Origin of the sequence: Nocardia sp. CY15 (genome assembly GCF_009829295.1) — a bacterium.
Taxonomy (GTDB): Bacteria; Actinomycetota; Actinomycetes; order Mycobacteriales; family Mycobacteriaceae; genus Nocardia; species Nocardia sputi.
The window spans coordinates 928,482-954,521 of the sequence record NZ_VUOT01000001.1; the positions used below are offsets into that span (position 1 = coordinate 928,482).

23 protein-coding genes and 1 tRNA gene are annotated in these 26,040 nt (G+C 68.3%); 13 read left to right on the plus strand and 11 right to left on the minus strand.

Translation table 11 applies throughout. From position 1 onward, the window contains the following. The first annotated feature begins 51 nt into the window (after positions 1-51). Complete coding sequence (locus GVY39_RS33830) at positions 52-1,086, plus strand: hypothetical protein (RefSeq protein WP_201295169.1); 1,035 nt, start codon at positions 52-54, stop codon at positions 1,084-1,086. Positions 1,087-1,742: 656 nt separating this feature from the next. Here GVY39_RS33830 and GVY39_RS04485 read toward each other — a convergent pair. From GVY39_RS04485 to GVY39_RS04495, 3 genes are all read right to left on the minus strand, one after another. Further along, the gene (locus GVY39_RS04485; protein WP_201295168.1) at positions 1,743-2,093 is read right to left on the minus strand and encodes a hypothetical protein; all 351 of its coding nucleotides are present in this window, start codon (positions 2,091-2,093) and stop codon (positions 1,743-1,745) included. A gap of 768 nt (positions 2,094-2,861) precedes the next feature. Continuing rightward, entirely contained in the window at positions 2,862-3,662 is an 801-nt protein-coding gene (locus tag GVY39_RS04490) for a PIG-L deacetylase family protein (RefSeq protein ID WP_159920867.1), read from the minus strand. 22 nt (positions 3,663-3,684) lie between these two features. Further along, positions 3,685-4,221, minus strand: a complete 537-nt coding sequence (locus GVY39_RS04495) for a hypothetical protein (RefSeq protein WP_236565289.1) — start codon at positions 4,219-4,221, stop codon at positions 3,685-3,687. 515 nt (positions 4,222-4,736) lie between these two features. Between GVY39_RS04495 and GVY39_RS04500 the strand changes: the two genes are divergently transcribed. Beyond that, entirely contained in the window at positions 4,737-5,336 is a 600-nt protein-coding gene (locus GVY39_RS04500; protein ID WP_159920865.1) for a hypothetical protein, read from the plus strand. A 13-nt stretch (positions 5,337-5,349) separates the two neighbouring features. On the opposite strand, the gene GVY39_RS04505 is transcribed toward GVY39_RS04500, so the two are convergent. Further along, positions 5,350-6,672, minus strand: coding sequence for a deoxyribodipyrimidine photo-lyase (locus tag GVY39_RS04505; RefSeq protein ID WP_159920863.1), 1,323 nt, complete (start codon positions 6,670-6,672; stop codon positions 5,350-5,352). A 155-nt stretch (positions 6,673-6,827) separates the two neighbouring features. Continuing rightward, positions 6,828-7,373, minus strand: coding sequence for a lipocalin family protein (locus tag GVY39_RS04510; protein ID WP_159921301.1), 546 nt, complete (start codon positions 7,371-7,373; stop codon positions 6,828-6,830). Positions 7,374-7,961: 588 nt separating this feature from the next. Here GVY39_RS04510 and GVY39_RS04515 point away from each other — a divergent pair. Beyond that, on the plus strand, positions 7,962-8,807 hold the full coding sequence (locus GVY39_RS04515; RefSeq protein WP_159920859.1) for a MerR family transcriptional regulator: 846 nt from the start codon (positions 7,962-7,964) through the stop codon (positions 8,805-8,807). 434 nt (positions 8,808-9,241) lie between these two features. On the opposite strand, the gene GVY39_RS04520 is transcribed toward GVY39_RS04515, so the two are convergent. Beyond that, positions 9,242-10,591 (minus strand): TIGR01777 family oxidoreductase, encoded by a 1,350-nt coding sequence (locus GVY39_RS04520; protein ID WP_159920857.1) that lies wholly within the window; start codon positions 10,589-10,591, stop codon positions 9,242-9,244. Between the two features lie 222 nt (positions 10,592-10,813). Between GVY39_RS04520 and GVY39_RS04525 the strand changes: the two genes are divergently transcribed. Next, positions 10,814-11,620, plus strand: coding sequence for a nuclear transport factor 2 family protein (locus tag GVY39_RS04525; RefSeq protein WP_159920855.1), 807 nt, complete (start codon positions 10,814-10,816; stop codon positions 11,618-11,620). A gap of 233 nt (positions 11,621-11,853) precedes the next feature. Here the strand turns inward: GVY39_RS04525 and GVY39_RS04530 are convergent, their stop codons facing one another. Further along, complete coding sequence (locus tag GVY39_RS04530) at positions 11,854-12,774, minus strand: sterol desaturase family protein (RefSeq protein WP_201295152.1); 921 nt, start codon at positions 12,772-12,774, stop codon at positions 11,854-11,856. A 224-nt stretch (positions 12,775-12,998) separates the two neighbouring features. Between GVY39_RS04530 and GVY39_RS04535 the strand changes: the two genes are divergently transcribed. Together GVY39_RS04535 and GVY39_RS04540 are read left to right on the plus strand one after the other, a co-directional pair. After that, entirely contained in the window at positions 12,999-14,156 is a 1,158-nt protein-coding gene (locus GVY39_RS04535) for a sensor histidine kinase (RefSeq protein ID WP_236565288.1), read from the plus strand. A 1-nt stretch (position 14,157) separates the two neighbouring features. Continuing rightward, positions 14,158-14,823, plus strand: a complete 666-nt coding sequence (locus GVY39_RS04540) for a response regulator transcription factor (protein WP_159920853.1) — start codon at positions 14,158-14,160, stop codon at positions 14,821-14,823. 230 nt (positions 14,824-15,053) lie between these two features. On the opposite strand, the gene GVY39_RS04545 is transcribed toward GVY39_RS04540, so the two are convergent. Then, a complete protein-coding gene (locus GVY39_RS04545) occupies positions 15,054-15,860 on the minus strand; it encodes a VOC family protein (RefSeq protein ID WP_159920851.1) in 807 nt (268 codons plus the stop codon). A 645-nt stretch (positions 15,861-16,505) separates the two neighbouring features. Here GVY39_RS04545 and GVY39_RS35190 point away from each other — a divergent pair. From GVY39_RS35190 to GVY39_RS04565, 4 genes are read left to right on the plus strand one after another with little or no spacing between them, the layout of a single operon-like run. After that, positions 16,506-16,931 (plus strand): SH3-like domain-containing protein, encoded by a 426-nt coding sequence (locus tag GVY39_RS35190; RefSeq protein ID WP_159920849.1) that lies wholly within the window; start codon positions 16,506-16,508, stop codon positions 16,929-16,931. Further along, on the plus strand, positions 16,928-17,227 hold the full coding sequence (locus tag GVY39_RS35195; RefSeq protein WP_159920847.1) for an SH3-like domain-containing protein: 300 nt from the start codon (positions 16,928-16,930) through the stop codon (positions 17,225-17,227). The genes GVY39_RS35190 and GVY39_RS35195 overlap by 4 nt, the downstream gene beginning before the upstream one ends. Then, positions 17,224-17,934, plus strand: coding sequence for a thiocyanate hydrolase subunit gamma (scnC, locus tag GVY39_RS04560; protein WP_159920845.1), 711 nt, complete (start codon positions 17,224-17,226; stop codon positions 17,932-17,934). The genes GVY39_RS35195 and scnC overlap by 4 nt, the downstream gene beginning before the upstream one ends. Beyond that, positions 17,931-18,260, plus strand: coding sequence for an SH3-like domain-containing protein (locus GVY39_RS04565; protein ID WP_159920843.1), 330 nt, complete (start codon positions 17,931-17,933; stop codon positions 18,258-18,260). The genes scnC and GVY39_RS04565 overlap by 4 nt, the downstream gene beginning before the upstream one ends. Positions 18,261-18,353: 93 nt before the next feature. Here GVY39_RS04565 and GVY39_RS04570 read toward each other — a convergent pair. Then, positions 18,354-18,427: transfer RNA gene (locus GVY39_RS04570), tRNA-Met, on the minus strand. Positions 18,428-18,938: 511 nt separating this feature from the next. Here GVY39_RS04570 and GVY39_RS04575 point away from each other — a divergent pair. Continuing rightward, positions 18,939-19,484: a transglycosylase family protein gene (locus tag GVY39_RS04575; protein ID WP_159920841.1), complete on the plus strand. Its 546-nt coding sequence runs from the start codon at positions 18,939-18,941 to the stop codon at positions 19,482-19,484. A 139-nt stretch (positions 19,485-19,623) separates the two neighbouring features. Here the strand turns inward: GVY39_RS04575 and GVY39_RS04580 are convergent, their stop codons facing one another. Then, entirely contained in the window at positions 19,624-22,629 is a 3,006-nt protein-coding gene (locus GVY39_RS04580) for a UPF0182 family protein (protein WP_201295151.1), read from the minus strand. Positions 22,630-22,839: 210 nt separating this feature from the next. Between GVY39_RS04580 and GVY39_RS04585 the strand changes: the two genes are divergently transcribed. Beyond that, on the plus strand, positions 22,840-23,421 hold the full coding sequence (locus tag GVY39_RS04585) for a PPA1309 family protein (RefSeq protein ID WP_159920837.1): 582 nt from the start codon (positions 22,840-22,842) through the stop codon (positions 23,419-23,421). Between the two features lie 18 nt (positions 23,422-23,439). On the opposite strand, the gene GVY39_RS04590 is transcribed toward GVY39_RS04585, so the two are convergent. Beyond that, positions 23,440-24,465, minus strand: a complete 1,026-nt coding sequence (locus GVY39_RS04590; RefSeq protein ID WP_195069449.1) for a PDZ domain-containing protein — start codon at positions 24,463-24,465, stop codon at positions 23,440-23,442. A gap of 127 nt (positions 24,466-24,592) precedes the next feature. On the opposite strand from GVY39_RS04590, the gene GVY39_RS04595 reads away from it, so the two are divergent. Further along, positions 24,593-26,005, plus strand: a complete 1,413-nt coding sequence (locus GVY39_RS04595) for a zinc-dependent metalloprotease (protein ID WP_159920835.1) — start codon at positions 24,593-24,595, stop codon at positions 26,003-26,005. Positions 26,006-26,040 lie beyond the last annotated feature (35 nt).

Sequence of the window (26,040 nt, forward strand, 5' to 3'; positions counted from 1 at the left end):
ACCCAACAAAGTCCTACTAGGCGCTTTCGTGGTCGTCGAATCGCATTGACGGTGTCGGTAATCTATCCGGCAACCTGCCCGCACGCGCTGGATCACGGATTTTTCACACCTGGGAATTATGTAGTTGACACATCATGGGAACCTGGCGATCGTGAGGGCGATCACAAGCCGTCTCAAGGCGCAGGGCGGCTGAGTGCGGTGGAGCCGTGCGGGCCAGGCGTGCCGAAAAAGACTGGTCGGGGCGATCGGTTTTCGCCGCGTCGACTCCGATCGAACGAGAGCAATAGCAGTATGGAATATAGAGAACAGGTGGCGAAGTTGATCGATTCGCTGCTCGCGGTACCGGCCTGTCGTGCCGAGCTGGAGTATCTGCAGCGCAGACTATCCATCCCACCGCAGGAGATCATCGATGCATGGATGTTCTACGACCTCTCCATCATGAACTACTCGAACGAGTCGTACTCTTCCACTTCGTTGCGTATGGCGATGCATCTCCACAATCAGCTCGCCGGCAATTGGCATGATCGACGGCAGGAGATCGTGCTCGGATATCTGGAGACCATCGCGCCGGAGGCGGTGTGCGACATCGGTTTCGGCACGCCACAGCGCTACGTCCGGCACTATCTGTCCACCCGGCGGGTCGAGATGGCGCTGTGCGAATTCGAGTCGACAAGTTTGGAGTTCGCGGAGTTGGTGCTTGAGCACTGGCGCCCGGACTGGAGTAGTACGATCAAGCTGATCGAGCACGACATGAACCGCGATGAACTGCCCGCCGGTTACCCGGCGTACCTGTTCCAGGATTCGATCGAACACGCTCTGCAGCCGACCGAGACACTGCACCGATATGTCGACAGCGCTTGGTCGGGCACCTATTTCCTCTTCTCGCTGCCCATTGAGGTGGCCGACCCCATACCGGGCCACCACATCTCGTGGACCGAGGAGGCCGCAGCGCTCGATTGGCTCGGTGCGGCCGGTCTGACCGTGCTCGACAAGGAAGTAATCCATTTCCACGCTGATCTCGATCTGCATTCGCACCGGCTGCATCCGGACACTCGGCAATTGGCGGTGCTGTCCGTCAAGAAATAACACCCACTGAGTCGAAATGTCGCCGACTTCGACATTGGGTTCGGGCGAAGCCGACGACCAGCAACCCTGCCTTGCGCGTCGACCACGCGGATGAGGGCGTCGGCAGCAGGGCGACTGGACAGCCCCGTAGCTACAACTGCCCCTTGGCCCGCTGATCCCGACGCGCGAAACCAGCGAACATCTCCGCCGCGAACTCCTCGATCACCGGACGCACCACGTCCATCTCCACACCCGACACCGGTCAACCACAACACATCCCAACCCACCTAACAAAGTCCTACCAGGCGCCGAGTCCAAACCGCCGGGGATATCGAGACTGGTCGCAGGGGGTCGGGCCGGTCGGTCTCTCTGTCGGCCAACCGACCTCTGTGCTCGAGAAGCGGCGTGCGCGCGTTGGTGAGGGTTGGTTACTGCCGGCCGCGTGGATCCGCAGCCCGCAATCGATTCGGCCGTGCGCCTGACGCGGCGCGGTGCGTGGCTCCCTAACTGGCTTTGTCAATTCTCCGACTCGAGCGCCACTTTCATGCACCGGGACACCATGAACGACGTCGCCGACCCCGCCCTGTGCACCGGTGTCCGGCCACGCACATCGACCCGCGGCGCGGTTTGCGCGCTACGAGTCGATGTGGGAGGTGTTCAGCAGGAGTGTCCGGGGTTCAGTGGCCCGCGCTGCCGGTGGACGGTCGAGCCCTGCGCAGTTCGCAGGCCAGCCGGTCGGCGTCGGGTCGGTCCTCGCCGGAGCGGGCGCAGCCCTGCGAGGTGTAGCCCTGTGCGTCGTAGCCCCACCGGTCATAACCCCACCGGTCATAACCCCACCGGTCGTAGCCCCAGAAGTCGAAGCCGTCGGGGCCGTAAGGGTCTTCCGGCTCAGCAGGTTTCGGAAATGAGGGGGTCGTTACGGGCGGTTCGGTCGTTACCGGCGGAACAGTGGTGACCGGCGGCGTGGTCGTCACCGGCGGAGCGGTGGTCACCGGGGGCGCGGTAGTGACCGGTGGCGCGGTCGTCACCGGCGGCAGCGTCGTCACGGGCGCGGTGGTGACGGGTGCGGTAGTAACCGGGGTTCGATCAGGGGTTGCGAATGCCGGTATGACAAGCGCGGCCGGAGCAAGCGCCACGGTCCCGGCGACTGCGGCCAGCAGGACCGACTGCCGAACGGTGCGCGGACTTCTCCTCCACTGCGACATAGCTGACCTCCAACTCGAGATGAGCGCGCTCACCGCACCCGAGTCGGCTATCGGTCGGATGTCCAAAATTCGTTACACAGTAGTGACTTTCGCGCCCGTAGTTTGCGGCAGGGTCATCGAGTACCGACCCGACCTGGCGGATCTTCTCGCAGCGCCTCGAGCGGCAGAGTCACACGTTCGCGCACTATGTCGACGTCGAGTATCTGTGCGGTGATCTCCTGGCGGAGGGTGAGGATCTCGGAGGGGTGGTCGTGTACCCACTCCCCACCTTCCGGTCGGCGTCGGTGTAGATACCTTCCTCGTCGGCGGCGATCTCGATCGGTTCGGCGATCAATCGCAGAGCCCCCACAGACCGTGACCTCAGCGTCCGATAGCCGAAAACTACACTCCAGAATGTAGACATCCTGTGAAGGCCGGTATACAGTCGCTGTCGTTGGAGATGAAGAGTCTGGTTGGCCGGGTAGGTGAACTGCCCGGAAAGCAAGAACTACCGTCCCCTCCGGCGGAGAAGAGAATCCGGTGCAGTCGGCCGGCCCGCCGGAGGGGATGAAGAACTCCGGTAGCCGACTCCCGTGCGATAGCCCCTGCCGATCAGCGAGGCGCGGGCCGGAATATGTCGTCGAGAGGCGTGGCGGAGGTGGAGGCAGCTCCCTCTTCGGCGAACCATTCCCAGCGCAGCACTCGGGCGAGGACCGGTGTGGGTAGGCCCGAGAGCGCCTTCGCGATGGTGGCGAAGCGGCTGGAGCCCTCGATGATCGAGCGGTGGGCGGCCAGAGCGGTCTTGCGCTGGGCGGCATGGGCGGCGACGTCGATGCGGTGGGTGATCGCCGAGCGCGGACTGTACCGCGAAACGAGGGCGGATGGGTCGTCGGGCAGGGGAATTCGCGACAACCGCAGCACATGGATCAGGCGCGCGTAACTTTCGCGCGGCAGGGTGGCGTCGAGGACACGCGAAACACCGGCGAGTTCGGCCGCGCGCTTGCCGACCTCGTGCACGCGAACATGGTCGCGGTGGCCGTACCCGCCGTTGCTGTCGTAGCTGAGCAGGATTTCGGCGTTCTCCTCGCGGAGGATGGCCGCCAACCGTTGCGCCGCCTCCTCGGGATCGGCGCGGACGAATCGCCTCCGGTCCGGCGGGTCCGCGTACAACACAGCGCCGTGCCCGCTGTCGGCGTAGCCCAGGTGCACCACCCGGTGCACGCCGAGAGCGGCGGCGCTGGACTCCAACTCGCTGAGCCGCAACGGTTTCCGGCCGTCCAGATCGGCCATGTGACCGTCGGTGGCCACGACGATCACGGTCCGGTGCCCGGCGGCCGACAGTTTGGCCAGCGTGCCTCCGGTCAGCAGCGTCTCGTCGTCCGGGTGCGCGTGGAATGCCACAACGGTCGCCATCGCCCCAGTCTGCCAAATGCGCTCACAGCAGGTCCTCGGCCAGCCGGGTAGCGCCGACGAGCAGGTAGCCGCCGGTCAACGCGACCAGGGCGGCCGCGGTCGGACGCGGGACGTCACTGCGCAGCAGGCGAATCCCGCCATGCGCGGTGTCGAGGAAGTCCACCATCAGCGCGAGACGCTGCCAGCGCGGCAGCTCTTCGGGCGGCGCGGTCAGGTATCCGAGCCCCAGCGCGATCGCCCGCGCGCCGAATATCCGGCTCATGTAATCGAGTTCGGGTGTGGGGCGCACGCCCAGCGCCTCCGCCAGCCTCGCCGGGCCCACGAGGGCGGCCGCCCCCAGCACGACTCGGCCGAGCGCCAGTCCGCGCAACGCACCGGCCAGTGGAGATCGGGTTTGCCGCATGCTGTCGGTCACCATGTGTCGAGCCTGACCGATGACACCCGCCGGGTCGATTACCTGCGAGGTAATCGACCACTGGTTGAAGAACCAGAATCCATGCGGGCTGGGCTGCGGATCGTTGTGGCGCTGCTCGGGCACAGGGTTGCGCCCGGTCGTCATGGCCCGGCGCCGCGCTCGCGACACCCGCGCCGTTGCCGACCGCCGCCAGGGCGACGCTTCCGGCGACCTCGTCACCGATGCATGGGACTTCCACCGGTCGGTGTACGGCGACTGATCGACCAGCAGAACGATGCGCTTGTCCCGGTTCCCGAGCGACCTCGGCCGCTCGCCCGGCAACGGTGTGATCAGAGAATGAGCAGAATCAGCGCCTTCTGCAAGGTGTCCATGATGCGGCCGATGGTGATCGCGATTTCGACGGTGCCCATGACAGGCCCCTTTCCTGGGACATGGCAAATCCTCGACACCTCAATTCAAGCGCGTGCGAGAGGGATTCGGAAGCGAACGCCGGAGCTCGAATGGTTCATGCGCTCGTGGCGCAGCGGTAGGACGGAACTCGGGAAGGGTTGATCCACGACACCTGTCGCTTCGAATCATTCGTGTCGCGACGCCGGTCGGGGCCGCGGGAGTGGATCATCGCATCACGTCCACGTTTCGAGCAGTCGTCAGGAGCACATGTGTCGTCGTCGCAACCGTTGGCCTGGAGTGAATCGCACGACCGTTTCCAGCATTCGGCGGGCGCGGTGGGGCTGGCCGCGGCGATGCTGGGCAGGCTCGGTCGAGTCCCCGCCGATCACGCGGCGGTGCACGCGCGGCTCGCGATACTGGCAGACAGCACCGTGTGCGCACCGCTGGACAGCCCTGCGGCGACCGGCCGGTGTCGCCTCGGCAGTGCCCTGCACAGCGTCGTCGTCCACCTCCGGACGGTGGCCGAGCGTGCGCACCGGCACGGCGTGACGACGCTCGCGGACGAAATCGTCGAAGTCATCGGCATCGTCGAGGAGTGCGGGCGGGGCACGGCTCGATCGTTCGCGACAACGACCGATGCCACCTGGCCCGCGCGCTATCGCGCCGAGATCTCGCGACTGGCCGACGACGCCGACGACGCTTTCCGCCGCCTGTTCGCACGGTGGTACTTCGACACCGACGACCTCGCGACGGTGGCCGGGATGCGGGAGGTGGGCGACGAATTGGAGAACGTGGTGCGAGCATTCGAGTCGGTCGCCGACGCCGTGACGGCGATGGCCGCGCAGCCGCGCGGCGAGCTACCCCGGTGACGGTCGGTGGACGCTACATTCCCACCACATCGATGATCGGCGCCGGATAGTCCGCCGGGTCGACCTGCGCGCGCCACGGTCGGTGGATGCGCGCACCGGGCAGGTGCGCCAGCTCGGGCACCCAGCGCCGCACGTACGCGCCGTCGGGGTCGTAGCGCTCGGCTTGACGCAACGGATTGAGCACCCGGTTCGGCCTGGTGTCGGTCCCCGTGCCCGCGACCCACTGCCAGTTGAGCTGGTTGTTCGCCAAGTCGCCGTCCACCAGCCAGCGCAGGAAGTGCTCCGCACCCACCCGCCAGTCCACGCGCAGCGACTTGGTCAGGAAGCTGGCCGTGATCAGTCGCGCCCGGTTGTGCATCCAACCCTCCGCGCGCAGCTGCCGCATCCCGGCGTCCACGATCGGGTGGCCCGTGCGTCCCTCCCGCCACGCCTCGACCGCCTGGTGGTCCTCCCGCCAGCGGATCGAGCGGTCGCGGTAGTCCCTCCAGGCCGCGGACGGGCGGGCGGCCAGCAGCTGGTGGTGGAAGTCGCGCCAGGCCAGCTGCCGGGCGAAGGCGTGCCCGCCCGCGGTGGCCGTGTCCACCCGCTGCACCAGCTCCACCGGGGACACGCAGCCGAAATGCAGATACGGCGACAGCCGGGAGGTGGCGTCGGCGGCGAGGTCGTCGTTGTCGCGGTCGTAGTGCTCGATCGGTCCGGCAAGCCAGTCGCGCATGATCCGGCGGCCCGTGGTCTCCCCGCCGACGGCCAGCCGCGGCGAGGTCGGGCCCGCGCACAGTTCGCCCGGGTCCGGCAGCGGCAGGCTCGACACCTGCGGCACCGTGAGGTCGCGCGGCTTGCCGAGCGGACGGCGCTGCGATGCGTCGGACCAGCGCCGGAAATACGGGCTGAATATCGCGAAGTGGTCGCGGCCGGTGGCGGGCCGTAGTGTCTCCGGATCGGCGGCGGTGATGGTGGCGGCATGCAAATGCAGCAGACAGCCTCGGCGCGACAGACGTTCGCGCAGCGCGCGCGCCCGATGACTGCTGTAGCCGCTGACGTCGGCGGCTACGTGCACGCTTTCGGCGTGCACCTGGGCGACGACGCGGTCCACCTCCGCGGCCACCTCACCCCGGCGCAGGATCAAACCGCCGCCGACGGCGCGCAATTCGTCGTCCAACTCGGCGAGGGCCGCGCACAGGAACCGGGCACGGTTGGGCGCGGCGAATCCGCCGGAGAGGATGGCGTCGTCGAGCACGAACAGCGGCACCACCGCGCCTTCTCGGTGGGCCGCGGTCAGCACCGGATTGTCCCGCACCCGGAGGTCACGAGTGAACAGAGCGATCGTGACGGTCATCGGACACGCTCCCGCCGGGCGGCATGGATGTTCATCGTCGAGCCTCCCGGTACGGCGGTCGTGCTCGGCGGTCGTGAGGGCCGCGCCGGAGCGGCATCGGGCGGCTCAGCCATACCGCCGACGACGCGACCCTCGCGAGCGCCGAGCAACCTTGCTCACCCCGTGCAGAGCGGCACGATGCGCGAGTCACCGCCGGTGGTCGGCGAGGTCAGGTACAGGCACGGGTTCTGGCCCGCCGCCGTGATCGCCGCGCGCACCTGCTGCCAGGTACCCGCGTCCAGGGAGGCGGCGCGCGCCAGGACGAATCCCGAGACCCGGCTCGGGTCGGTGACCACCGCCCACGAGTAGTCCGGACCGAGCGCGGTGACGATGTAGTTGGTCGGGCCCTCCAAGCCCTCCTGGGTCGGCACGCTGGGGAAGCTGACGTGCAACTGTGCCCCGGTCTCCCGATCGTTGACCACCGCGGTGCCGTTGATCTCGTTGCGGGTGTTCGCCCACGTCGTGCAGGTGTTGCGTACCGCGATGTTGCCTTGCGGATCGAGGGAGTAGTTCGCCTGGGTGTCGCGCGCGCAGGCCAGGTTGAAGTACTGCGGGACGGCGGCGAGCTGACGCCACGTGCCCAGATACCGGTCCAGCTCGAGGCGCGGTACCGGCGCGGGTCCGGCGGCCGGACCTGGCGCCGCGGTGGCGCCTCCGGCCATCAGAGCCGTCGCCGACAGCGCCGACACCGCCCCGGCGAGCAGGCGGGACGACGTACGCAGCAGATTGCGACGGTGCACGCTAACTCCTCGAAAATCGGCGATGCGAACCACATTAGCATAATAACGATGCATAATTGATGCAACGGCCATTTGTCAGGAGAGCTCATGACGCGGACGACGGTGCCCCGTCTCGTCGGCATCGCGACCGCCGGACGAGGCTTCCGCCTGCCCTCATCCGGCTCGGGTTGGGCGGCGGGACGGACGACACAACCGCCCGCGCTACGGCACTCATGGCCGGATGGCGCGAGCACGCTCCGACGCCTGCATCCGCCTCCGCACCCGATGCTTTCCGGCTGTCGGTCGCAGCCCGCCTCGGCTCGGATCTCGGTGGCACCGTGACGCTCGAGCACGCCTTCCCCGGACAACCGCAGAGCGCCAAGGACATCGCGGTCGGGGTCGACTCGACCGCCGCGACCCCCGCCCACGCGCGGCGGGGATGACGCCGTGCCACGACCGCGCGGCCTCGCCGTAGAACGCAACCACCCGGGCGGAACGGATCCCCCACGGGGCGGCGGGCAGAATAGGGCGATGCCCGCCGGTTCCGTCCCCGTGTCCGACGCGGCCGGATACACGGTGCGCGCGGTCGCCGAACGCCTCGGCATCCCGACCGCGACGCTGCGCAGCTGGAATCGCCGCTACGACATCGGCCCCCCGCAACATCGCCCGGGTAAGCACCGCCTGTACACCGAAGCCGACATCGCCATGCTCGAGCGGATGCTGACCCTCATCCGCGCGGGAGCGAGCCCTGCGGGGGCGGCCGCGGCGGTACGCGGGCCGGCGCCGACGCTCGGCAGGCGCGAATCGCTGCTGGCCGCGGCCTTCGCGCTGGACACCACCTCGGTGTCGAGCCAGCTCGAAGCGCACGTCCGCGCGTTCGGGGTGGTGGACACGTGGGACCTGCTGTGCCGTCCCGCTTTCGCCGACATCGTCGATCGGCAGCTCGGCGGCGAGGGCTGCATCGATGTCGAGCACTTGCTGTCCTGGTGCGTCATCTCGGTGCTGCACCGGACGAACCCGCCGCCCGTGCTCGGCGGTACGACACCGGTGGTGCTCGCCTGCACCAGCGGAGAGACGCATTCGCTGCCGTTGGAGGTGCTGCGGGCGGCTCTCGCCGAACGCGGCGCCGGAGCGCGGATGCTCGGCGCCGACGTGCCCGCCGCCGCACTCGCCGACACCCTCGCCCGGTTCGACCGCCCCGCCGCCGTGCTGCTGTGGTCGCAGCAGGAGTCCACCGCGTTGACCTCCGCGGTGCGCGCCTGTCTCGGCGCGGGCGCCCGGGTGCTGGTCGGCGGCCCGGGATGGGAGGCGGTCTTCCTCCCCGACGGCGTGGAGCGAGTCGACAGCCTACGCGACGCCGCCGACCGGCTCGCCTGACCCGCACCCCCCGCTGCGGCGGAGACCGCCGTCGGCAGTTCCAGCGCCGAGGAGCGCGCCCCGGCGCTCACCCGCGTGGCCCAGCTGATCGAACAGCGCTCCCCGACCTGCTCGCGCTACGGGCTCCACGCCGCACTCGTCCTGACCACCACCGAAAGCACTCTTATATTGATGCACCTTCGACTCACACCGATTCGAGTCTCGCCGCTGGCGCAGCTGCGCCGCGTGAGTGCGCAATTGTCGAGCACACCCATAATGAACGACAGATGTAAGCCCAGGCGCTCGCCTGGAGCGACACTGCCTCGTCTTGCGACTCGCGGCGTGCGATGACGACGTTTCGCACTGTCGGGTGGCGCCGATGACGAAAAAGCGCTTCGACGCGGGCCTACGCCGGAATTCGACATCAGCCGGATACCGCTCCTCGACCGGAAAGGTCAGGCCGCCGACTTGCCGAGCAGATGCCGCAGCGCCGGTTCCAGGGTCGGCGTACGGAATCGGTGACCGGCCGCTGCCAGCCGCGCGGGAACGACGCGCTGACTCGCGGAGGCCAGTTCCCGGTTGCCTTCACTGCCGAGCAGCAGCGCGGGACCGAACCCGGGTACCCGCAACAGTGCGGGCCGGTGCAGCACTCCGGCGAGGACCTCGGTGTACTCGGTATTGCGAACAGGTTGCGGGGCAACGGCATTGATCGCTCCGGACATCGCGGTGTCCCACAGCGCCCGGTGATAGACATCGATCAGGTCGTCGATGCCGATCCACGACAGCCACTGGCGGCCGTCGCCGATGCGTCCGCCCAGCGCGGCCGCGAACAGCGGGCGCAACAGCCGCAGCGTGCCGCCGCGCGGGGACTGCACGATCCCGGTGCGCACGCGCACCACCCGCACACCCGATTCGGCGGCGGGGACCGTGGCCGCCTCCCACCCGTCGACCACATCGGCGAGGAAGCCGTCACCGCGCGTCGACTGCTCGGTCAACGTCTCGTCGCCGCGATCGGAGCCGTAGTAGCCGATCGCGGAAGCGCTCACGAAGACCGGTACCGCCGCCCGCACCGCCACCTCGGCGAGTTTCCGGGTCGGCCCGATCCGGCTGTCGGCGACGGCGCGCTTGTGTCCCTCGGTGAAGCGGCCCGCGATGGACGCTCCGGCCAGATGCACCACCGCGTCGACGCCGTCCAGCAGATCCGGCGCGGGATCAGCGGTGTCCCATCGCCTTTCGTCCGCGGCCCGCGGTGCGTGCCGGACCAGCCGCACCACGCGATGCCCTCCGGTGGTCAGGAACGCGGCCAGCGCCGAGCCGACCAGCCCGGACGCTCCGCTCACCGCGACCGTCCTGCTCAGGAAACCTTCCCGCGCCGCACGCGCGTGAGCCGCGAGATCGTCGGCGAGTTGCCGGTGGCGGTAGGCGAACATGGGGCGCAGCACCGTGGCGGGGACCGGCGCGTCCACCCGGTCCGCCACCCGCGTGCGGGTCTCGTCGACGACCTCGAAATCGTGGGTGTGCCGCCACGGCAGCAGTCCGGCGGGCAGCGAGCCGACTCCATCGATGGTGACCGCGTCGACGAACCGGCGCGGCGGGTCGTATTCCCGGGGATCGTGCCGGGCCACCCACCGCAGACCACCGAGCAGTCCGAGCACCGCCTGCCCATCGGAGAGCGAGTCCGACTCCGCGCGCGGCGACACCGGTTGCCAGGGCGGCGCCAGGCGGGTCAGCGCGCCGGGGCGAGCGTGCCAGGCGAACACCTCGGAACGGGGTAGATCGATGACGCTCGCATAGTCGATGCCCATCACCCGACTGTAGCCCGAAATGAACCCATTGCACCGTTTCTGCATCATTGATTGGTGCACAAACTTCGAAGTACCAGGAACTGCCCAATGACCATTTCATCCGATGCAGCGTTTTGGCTCGAACTGCGCCGCACTCGACACGCGGACGAGGAGGCGCGACGGCCGAATTAGAACTTGTTCTACCATGTGTCGAGTCCGGCTCGCGTCAACGGAGGTTCTGCCATGCCGCTGGATCCCTCGGCCGCAGCGTTGCTCGCGGTCGTCGAGGCCTCACCGCGCGCGGTCGCGGCGCACGACAAGTCGGCGTGGGTCGGCTTGTTCGCCGACGGTGCCGAGGTCAACGACCCGGTGGGCTCCCGCCCGCACGTCGGCCGCGCCGCCATCGAACGCTTCTACGACACCTTCATCGGGCCGAACACCATCACCTTCCGGGTCGACCGCGACCTGGTCCACCCGCCGACGGTGCTGCGCGACCTGACCATCGTCACCACCATGTCGACCGGCGCCACCGTGCTCGTCCCGATGCATCTGCGTTATCGGCTGGTCGAGGAGGACGGGGCCTGGAAGATCGCCCATCTGGCCGCGCATTGGGAGTTGGCGAGCATGATCTGGCAACTGCTGCGCACCGGCGTGCCCGGGTTCGCCGCGGCGCTGAAGCTCGGACCGCAACTGATCGCCAACCAGGGCGTCGGCGGGATGCTCGGCATGTTGCAGGCGCTCGGCGGCGTGGGGCGCGGTGGAAAACGCACCACCACAGAGCTTCTCGCGGCCGCGGCGGGCACCGATCTGAGCCGCGTGCGCGAGTTGCTCGGCCACCGGGCCGACATCGAATTGCCCGCGGGCACGGCGGTATCGGTGGAGGAATTCACGAATCGAGCGCGGAGCATGCGCTGGAGCAAGGTGATCGCCGCGGGTCGCACCGTCACGGCGAGTGTCCGGCTCGGCGCGGTACACGGGGTCGCGGTCGTGGAGCTCGCCACCGGCGGCGACAGCATCGCGGCGCTGCGGTTCTATCTCGACGCCGACTGACGCGGCGGATCATTCCTGCCGTGCGCCGCACCGGCGCCGTGATCGGGAACCTCTTCGTTCCGGACTCACCGCCGGTGACCGGGCTGAACCCGCCCTGGGAAGGCCACCGCACGGCTTTCCGAGCACGCGACGCCCCGGGCCGATCCGTGCCCAAGCCCGGACCGGCCGGTAGCCGAGGGGCGTCGAGGCGTCCGGCTACCGGTCACCGTGGAACCCGGAAACAGTCGGCACGATCAGGACGCGAGCTGACCGGCGCGTTCCACGGCGCGGCCGGGGACCGGATCTTGGACGCGCTCGGAGACCGGCGTGGCATGCTCCGTCCAGCCGGGCGGGCCGAAGACGTACCCGAGCCGCCCGCGCCAACTACTCGCGCCGCGCACGTCGCGGATCAGCGCTGCCAGTTCGTGATAGTTGACCTTCAACGGGTTGTCGGTGCCGATGTTCTTGGTGAGGCCGTAGCGGACCGGTTCGGATTCGGCGGCGAAACTGCCGAACATGCGATCCCAGATGATGAGGATCCCGCCGTAGTTCTTGTCGATGTAGGGCTGGTTCGAGCCGTGGTGGACCCGGTGGTGCGACGGTGTGTTGAACAGGAACTCGATCGGGCGCGGTAGCGCCTTCACACGCTGGGTGTGGATCGGGAACTGGTAGAGCAAGCCGATGCCCTGCAACAGGAAGATCATCCACGCCGGGAATCCCAGCAGCGCCGCGGGCACCCATGCCAGTCCGCGCAGGACGCTGGGGATCGGATGCAGCCAGGACAGACGGATCGCCGTGGAGAGGTTGAAGTACTCGCTGGAGTGATGCACGTTGTGCGCGGTCCACATCAGCCGGACGCGGTGGTCGGCGCGATGCGCCCAGTAGTAGCACAGGTCCGTGACGACCAGGCCGAGCACCCAGACCCACCACGACCGTGGCGACAAGTGCAGTGGCGTGATCGCCGCCGCGCCCACCACCGCCGAGAACGGCACCAGGTACTGCAGCAGCGGCTTCGTCAGCCTGCCCACCGTGAACGTCACCACGTTGGAGGCGGTGTCACGGGCCGATCCACTGTGCTCCGGCCGGTCGGGATCGCGCCGGTAGGCGATCCACTCCACCAGCATCAGCACCGCGAACGCGGGAATGGCGTAGCTCAGCAACTCCACACGGCCCATGAGTCCTCCTCCACGTCTGCCGTCGGCCTTCGACGCTACGGCCGCGCGGGCGCCGGCACATCGCGCCGACGAGGGATCGCGCGTCCCCCGCGCGGGGGACGCGCACGGCTCGATTCGCGGGCACAGTGAGCTGTCGACATCCACGGCGTGGCCGGACGCGCTCGCTAGGATCGCCCACGGAACTCGACGCTGGACCGGACGGAGGCGGTGGCGAACTGTTGGATGTGAGCAGGTCGCTTGCCCGGCAATCGGTGGTGGTGGCCGTGGCGGCGGCTCTCATCGACGCGGTCGTGCTCGGGCTGGGCGGCGTGTTCGCCGTCGACCCGTGGCGGACGACCGCCGCGATCATCGCGATCGTGGCCGCCGACCTGGCCTTGGCCGCGCCGCCCCGGACTGCCGGGGTGGTGGCGGTGGCGCAGGTCCTGGTGCGGCTGCCGGCCGTATTCCTGCTGCATCGGCACGGGTTCCCGGCGCGGATCGCCGACGTGGGCTTCCTCGTGGCCGGATACCGCGCGGGGGCGTGGCTGACCGGACCGAAATCCGTGCTGACGATGCTGCTGCTGTGCGGCGGTATCGCCACGGGCCACCTGCTCACCGGCAGCAACGCCGCGCAGGATTGGCGGCTGCTGGTCGCCTCCACGGTGGCCGCCGGCTGCGTGCCGTGGCTCGTCGGCCGCTATACGGCCGCGCGCGGCGCCTACATCGCCGACCTCGAGCAACGGGCCCGGCTGCGCAGGCAGGAGCATCGGGCCGCACTGGAACGCGCGGTGACCGAGGAGCGGGAGGCGATCGCGCGGGACCTGCACGACGTGATCTCACATCACGTCAGCGCGATCGGCATCCACGCCGGTGCGGCGCGGCTGGCCCTGGGCGGCACGGCGAACGCGGCCGCCGCCCGATCGCTTTCGGCCGTGGAGTCCAGTAGCCGGGCGGCGATGGTCGATCTGCGCCGCCAGCTCGATCTGTTGCACGGGCGCGAGGACGACGGACAGCGCCAGCCGGGACTCGCCGACATCGACGGACTGATCGAGCACGTCCGAGCGGCCGGACTCGAGGTCGAGGTGAACGCGCGCGGAGTGGCGGTGGAACTGCCGGACTCGCTGAACATCACCCTGTACCGCATCGTGCAGGAGATGCTGACCAACGCGCTGCGGCACGGGGACGGCGCGCACGCGCGACTGGACGTGGAGTACCTGCCGAAGCGAGTGGTACTGCGCGCGACCAATCCCCTCGCCCGCGAACCGGCCACCGCCGACACCTCGGTCCGGCGCGGACTCGACGGCATTCGCCGCCGCGCCGAGCTGTTCGACGGCGAACTGGACTACGGCCGCTCCGCCACCCATTGGCACACCACGGTGTCGGTGCCGATCGGAGGATCGTGAATTGCCCATCCGCGTCCTGATCGCCGACGATCACAGCATGTTCCGCTCCGGTCTGCGCGCCGTCGTGGACAGCCAGGTCGATCTGGACTGCGTCGCCGAGGTGAGCGACGGTCGCGCCGCGATCGCCGAGACCGCACGGCTACGACCGGATGTCGCGATTCTCGACGTCCGGATGCCGAAGCTGGACGGGCTGGCCGCCACCGCCGCGATCGTGGCGGCGGGCGGAACGCACGTCCTGGTGCTCACCACCTACGACAGCGACGCCAACCTGTACCGCGCGTTACAAGCAGGCGCGAGCGGGTTCCTGCTGAAGAACCTGCCGCCGGAAGAACTGGTCGCCGCCATCCGGATCGCGGCGCGCGGTGACGCGTTGATCGACCCATCCATGACCCGCCGTCTGGTCTCCCGCTTCGCGAGCACGCTGACCCCGCCCCACACGCCACCGGAAGTCCGGCAACTCACCGCCCGCGAGCTGGAGGTGTTGTTACTGCTGGCCGACGCGCGCAGCAATGCCGAGATCGCCGCGCGGCTCGGCGTCGGCGAGGAGACGGTGAAGACGCACGTCTCCCGCATCCTCGCCAAACTCGGCGTCCGGGACCGAATCCACGCCGTCGTCTACGCCCACCAGCACGGCCTGGTCACGCCCGGATCGGCCCGCTCGGACTGAACCGCCGAGGCGCGGGCACCACGGGCCATGTGCCGTGGGCCGCGACCTGTGCCGCGAATCGCGCCGGTGCCCGTTCGACGGGCTGCGGCGTCCTTGTTCCCGGCATGGTCGACCGAGCACGTGTTCCGCCGGGCGCGGCACCGCGCCGGCGATGGCGGTGACGCGACCGATCGCGCTCGGGGCAGGACAACCCGGCGGAGCGGCTCACCGCACCGCTCCGCCGGATCGGCTCAGGAACCGGTCGGCGGTTCGCCGACGGTGGTCGTGGGGTCGATGATGCCGAAGACCTCACCCTGCGGGGCTTGGACGATGCCCATGCGGCCGAAGGGGCTGTCGTCGGGCCCGGACAGGACGGCTGCGCCGAGATCGCGCGCTTTCGCGAGCGCGTTGTCGGCGTCGTCGACCTGGAACCAGGCCAGCCAATACGACGGGTTGTCGCCCGGCATCTTCGTCGAGTCGTTGACGCCGCCGACGGCGTCGCCGTCCTGGGTGCGGCTGAAGGTGGAGTAGATGAAGTGCTCCCCGTCACCGATCTCGGTGTAGTGCCAGCCGAACACGTCGGCGTAGAACTCCTGTGCCTGCTTGTAGTCGCTGGTGTGCAGTTCGTTCCAGCAGTAGGCGCCGTGCTCGTTGTAGATGCCCGCCCCGGCATGCGCTTTGGCCTCCCAGATCCCGAAGACCGCGCCGGTGGGGTCGGCAGCGACGAACATGCGGCCGACGTCGAGCACGTCGAACGGTTCCATCATCAGCGAACCGCCCGCGCTGTTGATCTTCTGCGCGACGGCGTCGGCGCTGTCGGCCGCGATATAGGTGGTCCACACCGACGGCATCGGCATGCCTTCCGGCTTGGGTCCGATGCCCGCGGCCGCGCGGCCCGCGCGCATCGCCATCAGATATCCGCCCGCCTCGGGCGAACTGTCCTCGATCTCCCAGCCGAAGAGTGCGCTATAGAACTCGCGGGCGCGCGCCGGGTCGTCGACCTGGCAGTCGACCCAGCACGGTGTTCCCTGCGGCCAGCTTCCGTCATGAGTGGGCATTGCGGGTGCCTCCTGACACGGGTTGCCGAGGTGCGGCCGGGACAGCCGACACACGGCTAGTCAACCACCAGCATTCCGTCTTGTGAGCCGATTCGACCGACCGCGCCGATCGAGTCGGCGAGCCCGGGATCCAGGCGAAAGACCCCCTATACAGATCAGTCCCCGGTAGTCTTCGTCGAAACCGTGAGCGTCAGTCGTCGCTGACGACTCCGGTGTTTCGACTGGCTTGCCGGGGGCCTAGCCGGTTCTTGGATCGGTGTCTTCACTGCCTACCGACGTCTCGGCTGACAGCGCGCTCACCGATCCGGTGTTCCGGTGTAATACCTAGTCTCCTCCACTTTTCGCTCGAGTCAATAGCTCCGCACCGCTGAGTCCGGAGCGGATTCCGGCGCGCTCACCGCGCCCCAGGCATCCTTCAGCAAATCGATCTTGGCGTGTAACCTTGGCAGCCTGACCATGTGATAGTGACTGGGGTCACACCTCGTCGTCCGACTACACTCGCCTGCCCGATCACCGGGCCTGCCGTCCCGTTGGAGTCCCCATGGCGCTCGTTGGCTCTCGCACTCGGCCGGGCGAGGGCGCACGCGCGCACACCCTCCGCAACCGCGCTGCCGTGGACACCGGATCCGTCACTACGGAGACATCATGAGCACACCGAATCGATTCGACGAGTTGCAGCATCGCGTCGCGGACCTCGCACCGGTGTTGCGCGACCCGCTCGACTCACCATACGAGATCTCCAACGAGTTGTTCGCCGCACTCAGGCACGTGCTGCACGACGTGGGCGGCCAACCCGATATCCCGGTCGAGTATCGCGAGAAGGAGGAACAGCCCTGGGAGATGAGCACCTACGTCACGTGTGAATGCCTCGGCTGGCGTGGCGTCTGGAACTCCGAGGAACGCCGGCGCGCGGAGAACGACCTCGGTGCGACGCTGTATTACGGTCTGCCCTACTACGCGCGCTGGGTGACAGTCGCGGCGAAGACCTTGGTCGTCAAGGGGTTGATCACCCCCGACGAATTGTCGGCCAAGCTGGACGAAGTACGCGCACGGATGGAGGCGCGCGCATGACCAGGAAGTACCGGATCGGCGACCGCGTCCGGGTCCGTTCGGCCACGTCGATGTTCCACACCCGCACGCAGGCCTACACCCGCGGGCACACCGGCGTCGTCGTCGAGTACCGGCCGGAGTGGATCATCCCGGAGGACGAAGCATGGGGGCGCGAGGACGGGCGCGTGGAGCCGTTCTACGTGGTGCGGTTCCGTCAGCAGGAGTTGTGGCCCAAATACACCGGCTTCGACGTCGACACCCTGGAGACGGAAGTCTCCGAGCGCTGGCTCGAGCCCGCAGAGGAGGATGACCGGTGAGCCGGACCCACGATCACGACGCGCACGCGCCGATCGAGGCGAGCGAGGAGATCAGCGAATTCGAAGTGCTCGAGACGGCAGTGCGTGAACTCGCCATCGAGAAGGGGCTCTTCTCCGCCGAAGACCACCGCAGGTTCACCGAGTGGGCCGAATCGGTGGGTCCGCACGGTGGATCGAGACTGGTCGCGAAGGCGTGGACGGACCCCGACTTCAAGGCGCGCCTGCTCGCCGACGGCACCGAGACGTGCAAAGAGGTCGGCATCGACTGGCGTGACCCGACCGGATCCGGGACCCCGAGCGACTACACCTACTTCTACGTGCTGGAGAACACGCCGCAGGTGCACAACGTCATCGTGTGCACGCTGTGCTCGTGCTACCCGCGACCGGTTCTCGGGATGTCCCCGGACTGGTACCGCACCCCCAATTACCGTCGTCGCCTGGTCCGGTGGCCCCGCGAGGTGCTCGCCGAGTTCGGCTTGCACTTCCCGCCCGACGTCGAGATCCGGGTGCACGATTCGAATCAGAAGTCCCGGTTCATGGTGCTGCCGATGCGCCCCGAGGGCACCGAGGGCTGGACCGAGGAGCAACTGGCCGCCATCGTCACCCGGGACACGATGATCGGCGTGGCGCTGCCCCAGGTCGACTGGACCGCGCAGCACCCACCGAGCAGAGTCGAGTCCGCCGCGAGGAAGGAGGGACACCGGTGACGAGTGGTCCGTACGAAGTCCTGCTGAAAACGCTGGATCCACGGGTGCGGCGGGAGAGCACGCTGCCCGAACTCGACCGCAGACCCGACCCCTGGGAATCCAGCATGCAGGCTACGTGCGAATGCCTGTCCTGGCGCGGCGCTCTGGACAACCTGGAACGCCGCCATGCCGAGGACGCGCTCGGCGAGACGATCTATCAGGACTTCCCGGTCCGCACCCGCCCGGTCGTCGTCACGGCGCACACGTTGCTGGATCGCGGCGTGATCACCCCGGAGGAACTGCGCGCTCGCATGGACGCCGTTCGTGAGCGGTTCCACCGACAGTAGAAGTCCACCGACCCCGCCCGGCCGCTGTCGAGCCGGAAGCCGCATACAGACGGAAACGGCCCGGAACCTTTTGGTTCCGGGCCGTTTCCCTTGTAGCGGGGACAGGATTTGAACCTGCGACCTCTGGGTTATGAGCCCAGCGAGCTACCGAGCTGCTCCACCCCGCGTCGGTGAAAACAACATTACACACGGGTTCGCTCACACTGCAAATCGCCAGCTCATCAGCGGTTTCCAGCAGTTGAACAGCCAGCGGAGCCGACAGCGCGAGCGGGCGGCGGACACCCGAATCGAGCGATATCCGTGTCACACCGCGCACATCAGTATTGCCGCGGCGCAGGCCCTTCAAACGTGATGAATTTCACTATATCGTGGTGATATCGCTCACATAACGATGCGATAACTTAGCGCGGAATCCGCGTGTTGATGCCGTTATCCACCTGGTAAAACGCTGATATTCGGGTTATTCGTTTCACACAATTCCAGCGTTATCCAGATGTGATCTGCTGAGATTTCTTCGTTACCGTCAGGCCACGGCCCGGATCAACCGAGACGGGCTCGAACTCGAACCGCCGAACACCGGCAACCCTGTCCCGCGGTTCGAGGATCCCCGACGACCTGGGGACAGGGACACGGCGCAGCTCCATCGCCGTGCCGGCGGGCGCAGGGAGGGAAACGACCATGACTGAGAACCGGAAGATCAGCACCCGCGCCCTCGGCCTCGCCGCCATCACCGGCGCTCTTGTTGCCGTCCCGTTCGCATTCTCCACCGCTTCGGCCTCCGCGGCGACCCACGACTGGGACGGCGTCGCACAGTGCGAGAGCGGTGGCAACTGGGGAATCAACACCGGAAACGGCTACTACGGCGGCCTGCAGTTCTCGCAGAGCACCTGGGCCGCAAACGGTGGCAAGGGCTACGCCCACACCGCGAGCAAGGAAGAGCAGATCCGCGTGGCGGAGAACGTGCTCGCCACCCAGGGCGCCGGCGCGTGGCCGTCGTGTGGCAAGTTCCTGCGCCCGGGCACCTCCGAGCCCGAGCCGCTCGTGCGGGCCGAGGAACTCCCCGCCGTTCCCGAGCCCGCCCAGCCCGCCGTGAGCGCCGCGCAGTCCGCGGTCGACCAGGCCAAGTCCACCGCGGTCGAGCTGGCCAAGCAGTACGGCGTCGAAGGGCAGTTCCAGCAGATCCTGAGCCAGAACAGCGCACTGATCGACTCGTTCGGTCGCTGACGCGTCCTGCACCGCAGATACCGAAGGGCCGCCATCGCGACGATGGCGGTCCTTCGGTATTTCGCGCCTATTCGAACGACGGCTTCATTCAGCGTTCCGCGTCATTCAGCGTCCCGCGTCATTCAGCGACCCGCGTCATTCAGCGACCCGCGTCCTGATATGCCTTGACGGCGGCTTCCAACTCGTCGAGCGCCCGGCCGAAGTCCTGGAAGTTTCCGCTGCGCATGGCATTTCGCACATTCTCGATCTTCCGGTTGAGTTCGGCGGCCGCGGCGTCCTTGCCGGAAGCCGATCCCGACGCGGGCGGCGGACCCGACGCGGGCGGCGGGGTCGCGGCGTTGCCGGGCCCGTTGTTGCCGCCCTGGTCCGCGGGCGGCGCGACGGTGCCGGGCTTCGGCCTGGTGCCGGAGTCACCGCCGAACGGCGTCGCCAGCGCGCCCGCACCCGGGATGACCTGGTTCAGCGCATCCGCCAGTGTCGAGGCATAACCTACCTTGACGTTGCCCGCTTCATCCCGGTAGCTCACCAGCACCCGCAGCAGCTGCGGGAAGGTGGCGGTGTTCGGCCCGGTGTTGCGTTCGTTGTAGAACGGCTCCACATAGAGGATGCCGCCGTCGGCGACCGGCAAGGTCAGCAGGTTGCCATATTTGATCTTGTTCGAATTCGACAGCAGCGTTTTCTCGCGCGATACCTCCGGCGCCGTCGTCATCCGGTTCTGCGTCTGCTGCGGACCCAATGTCTGTGTGTCCGTGGGCAATCGCCGGATCGTGAATTGTCCGTACCCATCCGGGTCCGAGCGCACCGAGATATAGGCCGCCAGATACGGCCGGTTGTAACCGGTCATCGCGCTGGTCAAATTGAACGTGGGCCTGTTCGTTTTCGAATCACCCAGCAATACGTAATACGGCGGCTGGTCGGCGGTAGTGCCGCCCTCGGTGGTCGGATCGGCCGGAACCGACCAGAAAGCGTTGTTGGTGAAGAACTCTCGCGGATCGTCCACGTGGTACTTCGACAACATCTCACGCTGGACCTTGAACAGATCCTCCGGATAACGGAAGTGCGCCCGCAATTCCGGCGAGATCTCGCTCTCCGGCTTCACCGCGCCCGGGAACACCCCGCGCCACGCCTTCAGCACCGGATCCGCGGAGTCCACCTCGTAGAGGGTGACGGTGCCGTCATACGCGTCGACCGTCGCCTTGACCGAGTTGCGGATGTAGCTGACCGACTTGCGCGGCAGCAGACGCCCGGTCTTCTTGTCGATGCTGTCCTCGACCGCGCCCTCCAGCGAGGTGCTCTGCGCGTACGGGTAGTTGTCCAGCGTGGTGTACGCGTCCACGATCCAGACGATCCGTCCGCCGACCACCGCCGGGTAGGCGTTTCCGTCGGTGGTCAGCCACGGCGCGACCTTCTGTACCCGGTCGCGCGGGCTGCGGTTGAAGATGATCTTGGAATCGTCGTCGATGGCCGAGGAGAACAAGATGTTGCGCTCGGCATACTTGGCCGCGAACGCGAGGCGGTTGATCCAGTTGCCGATCGGCACGCCGCCCTTGCCGGTGTAGGTGTACTGCGCGGTATCGGAGTCGTATTCCCGCGGACGCTGGCCGTCCATCGCGCCGACGATCGCGTAATCCGGATTCGACTGCGAGATCAGCTCACCGAAGTACACCCGAGGCTGGTCGACCCTGATCCGCTGCTTGTCCGACGGGGTGAACAGGTCGCTCACCATGAAGATCGGATAGCCGCCGTCTCCGCTGCCGCCTACCGCGTTGGGATCCTCCGACGGCGGCTTGTTCACCCGGTTGGCGGGAGCGGCGACGAAGCCGTTGCCGTGGGTGTACACGGTGTGCCGGTTGATCCAGTCGGTCTGGTTGCCGCTCAGCGCCGCGGGCGAGAGCTCCCGGGCGGCGACGACGTAGTCCTGTACGTCACCGTCGAGGTTGTAGCGGTCGATGTCCAGCGACTCCGGGAAACCGTAGAAGTTCTTCAGCTGGCGCAGCTGGGTGAAGGTGGGCGAGAGGATGTTCGGGTCGAGCAGCCTGGCATTGCCGATGGTCGCGGCGTCGACCGGGACATCGAGCGGGCTCTTGTTGCTCTCGCCCTTGTAGTCCTTGTATTCGATCCTGTCGTTGGTGATTCCGAACGCCTGCCTGGTCGCGGCGATGTTGCGTTCGATGTACTCGCTTTCCTTGTCCGCGGCGTTGGGACGCACGGAGAACTGTTCGACCACCAGCGGCCACACCGCGCCGACCAGGATCGAGGACAGCACCAGCAGCGCCGCGGCCATCGCGGGCACCCGCAGATCACGCAGCACGATCCCGGCGAAGAAGGCCAGCGCGCAGATCACCGCGATGGACAGCAGGATGAGCTTGGCGGGCAGCACCGCGTTGATGTCGGTGAACGAACCGCCGGTGAAGGTGGGCTCCTTGCGGCTGCTGGAGAGCAATTCGTACCGGTCGAACCAGTACGCGATCGCCTTGAGCAGGACGAACAGTCCGGCCAGCACCGCGAGCTGGACGCGGGCGGCGCGGGTCAGCGTGCCCTCGCGGCCGGTCAACCGCAGTCCGCCGAAGACGTAGTGGGTGACCAGGCTGGCGAAGAACGCGATGACCACCGCGACGAACAACCAGTTCAGCACCATCCGGTAGAAGGGCAGGTCGAAGGCGTAGAACCCCACGTCGAGACCGAACTCCGGGTCCTTCTCACCGAAGGATCCACCGTTGAGGAACAGCTGCACCGTCACCCAGTTCGACTGCGCCACCAAGCCGGACAGCAGGCCCAGCAGCACCGGTATGCCGACGCCGAACAGCCGCAGCCTGCTCATCACAGTGGTGCGGTAGCGCGCGATCGGATCGTTCGGCCCCACCACCGGGATGAACACCGGCCGGGACCGGTAGGCCAGCAGCAGCGCCAGCCAGACCACCAAGCCGACGAAGGCCGCGACGGCGATGAACAGCAAGACCCGGGTCCGCAGCACCGTGAGATACACGTTGCGGAAATCGACCTCACCGAACCACAGCCAATTGGTGTAAGTGTCCGTCAGCCGCGGCCCGAGCAGCAGCAATGCCGCGAGCACGACAGCCGCCACCAACAGCACACGGCTGCGTCGGGACAGCGAAGGTAAGCCAGTGGGGGGCCGCATGCCCACGATGCCACTCTCCAAGGTCCGGCGACGCTCGCACCGATACGCCCGGCCGATGCGCCGCAGTCCGATGTTGCGGGTGGTCCTTCCGGACCGTCCCGGCCCACTCTACGGAAATCGGACACCATGCAGCTGGCAGGGTTGCGCTTGCCGCGCCGGAGAACCGATCGTCCGGGTTTCCGGCTGGCCCGCTCGGCGGTTTGATTGGATGTTCGCGTGACTCCAGACCTGCACGCCGAACTCGTCCTTGCCCGCTCCGTCCGGGAGGTGGCGGAATTCGTCGATGCCGAGGGGTGGGGTCGTCCCCCACAGATGTTCGCCCTGGTGCCGACCGCCGACCTGGTCGCCGCGCAGCCGGAGCTGGAGGATCAGCTCGATGAGGGCGGCGAGCTGACGCCGGTCGCCCAGGAGGCCTTCCCCGACGACATCACCGGCGGCTCGATCGCCTTGGACGAATTCCTGGCCACCACCAGCTGGCCGCCTGCCGTCCGCGGTTGCGTGCTGGTGCAGGAGATCGTGGTGCTGCCACCGGACGCGGAGTCGACACTCGACGACGCGCTCGCCCCGCTGCTGGCCGACCACGAGGCCGCCGACGCGGCCGCGCGCGCCGCCGCCGAAGCGCATCCGCAGCGCCGGGAGGCGCGGTTGTTCGCCGCGGTGCTGCGTGAGGGCGCGTCACTGTGCCTGCTGCAACTGCGGCCCGAAGATGACGCCGACGATTTCGGCGAGCTGGACCTGCGCACCTATCCCAACCTCGCGCCGAATCTGGTCGAGGCGCTGCACCACACCCTGGAGTGAAGCCGGGCCAGGGCGATCTCACCCACAGCTCACCGGCTCCTTGCCGGTGTTGATCTCGTTCAGCGACTGCACCGCGCCGGTGAGGTTCTCGACCCGCACCAGCCGCAGCCCGTCCGGGATCCGCTGCTTGGCCTCGTTGCAGTTGGCGGCGGGGACCAGGAAGGTCTCCGCGCCCGCCTCGCGCGCGGCCATCATCTTGTACTGGATGCCGCCGATCGGGCCGACCTTGCCTTCCTGATCGATGGTCCCGGTGCCGGCCACGAACTTGCCGCCGTCCAGCTCGCCGGGGCTGAGCTTGTCGATCAAGGCCAGGCTGAACATCAGGCCCGCCGACGGCCCGCCGATGTCGGCGAGGTTGAAGGTGACCTGCATCGGCGGGCGTGCGCCCTCCCCTGGCGTCACGCCGAGGTAGCCCTTGGCGGGGTCGCCGGGGCGGGTACCGAGGACGATCGTCGCGGTCTGCTCGGCGCCGTCGCGCCGGTACACCACTGTCAGCGGGCTGCCGGGCGCCTGGGACGAGACCGCGGTGACGACCTCCTGAGGCGAGGTCATGGGCGTGCCGTTGACGCTGACCAGCTCGTCGCCGGCACGCAGTACGTCGTGAGCCGGCCCGTCGTCGGCGACCTTGCGCAGCAGCACGACCGTGGGCAGGTTCAGGTAGTGCAGTGCGGCGACCTCGGCGTTGCCCTCGGAGTCCTTGAAGTCCTGCTGGTTGGACTTGTCGATCTCCTCACGCGACACACCGGGCGGGTAGACCTCCGAGCGCGGCACCAGGCCGTGCTTGCCGCTGGCCCAGAAGCCGAACGCCTCGAACAGGCTCAGCCCGTCACGCACCGAGACGGTGGTCATATTGAGATTGCCCGTGGTCGGATCGACCTGGGTGCCCCGCACGTCGACGACTTCCTTGCCGTCCACCGTGCCGAGAGTGTTGAAGGTGGGACCGGGCCCGAGTGCGACGAACGGCACGGTCAGCACGCTGCCGACGACGCCGAGCACGAGCACCGGGATCAGGGCGGCCACCAAGGTGAGGATCCGACGATTCACCCGGACCACGATAATGACAGCCCGCCTCGCCGGGCGCCGGAGGCGGTCGTTTCGCCCGGGCGCGCCGCCACCGGTTTCGCGCCGCGCGAACATCGAGACGCTGTGGTACACGCGTAACCTGTGGGGTATGAGTGACCTCCCCTTCGGATTCTCGGACCGCGACGACGACGATCGCAAGCGCGGCGACGAGCCGAGCGGCCCCGGTCCGAACGACCCGTTCGGTTTCGGTATCGGTGGGGCCGGCGCGGGCGGATTCGACCCGTCGCAACTCGGGCAGATGCTGACCTCGCTCGGCCAGATGCTCAGCGGGATGGGGCAGCCCGGCTCGGCACAGGCCGGGCCGGTGAACTACGACGTCGCCAAGCGGCTGGCCCGCCAGCAACTCGGGTCGACCGTCGCACCGGTGACGTCGGGCGCGGCGAGCGCGGTGGCCGATGCCGCGCACCTGGCCGAACTCTGGCTCGACAGCGCGACCACCCTGCCCGCGGGCGCCACCAGGACGGTCGCGTGGACCGCCAACGACTGGATCGAGCAGACCCTGCCCACCTGGCAGCGCCTGTGCGACCCGGTGGCCGAGCAGATCTCGGGGGTGTGGACCGCGGCGCTGCCCGAGGAGGCCAGGCAGTTCGCCGCTCCGATGGTCGGCATGCTCGGCCAGATGGGCGGCTTGGCCTTCGGTTCGCAGCTCGGGCAGGCGCTCGGCCAGCTCGCCAAGGAGGTGCTGACCTCCACCGACATCGGCCTCCCGCTCGGACCCACCGGCACCGCCGCGCTGCTGCCCGCGGCGATCTCGGAGTTCAGCTCGGGGCTGGAGCAGCCCGAGAGCGAGATCCTGGTCTTCCTGGCCGCCCGGGAAGCCGCGCATCAGCGGCTGTTCGCCCACGTGCCGTGGCTGCGCCAGCAGGTGCTCGGCGCGGTCGAGGACTACGCGCGCGGTATCCGCATGGACTTCTCCGCGCTGGAGCAGGCCGCGCAGGGCATCGACCCGATGTCGCTGACCGATCCCGCGAAGCTCGAGGAGATCCTGGCCCAGGGAACCTTCGAGCCGCAGACCACGCCGGAGCAGAAGCAGGCGCTCGAACGGCTGGAAACGCTGCTCGCGCTCATCGAGGGCTGGGTTCAGGTGGTGGTCAGCGACGCCGTCGGCGACCGGTTGCCCGGCGCGGGCGCGCTGGCCGAGACACTGCGCAGGCGGCGCGCCACCGGCGGGCCCGCCGAGCAGACCTTCGCGACCCTGGTCGGCCTGGAGCTGCGGCCGCGCAAGCTGCGCGAGGCGGCCGCACTGTGGCGCAGGCTGACCAGCGACGCGGGCATGGCCGCGCGCGACGGGGTGTGGGCGCACCCCGACCTGCTGCCGAACTCTCATGACCTGGACTCCCCTGCGGGCTTCATCGACTCGGTGATCGGCGGCGGCGCCACCGCGTTCGACGATCCGCTCGCGCAACTGGCCGAGACCGAGGCGCGTGAGCAAGCCACGCGTGCGCGCGAGGACGACGACACCGGGCCCGACCTGGGCAAAGAGGGCGGCGCAGCCTCCTGATCCATCCTGTGGATGGCACGAAACCCTGTGGATAA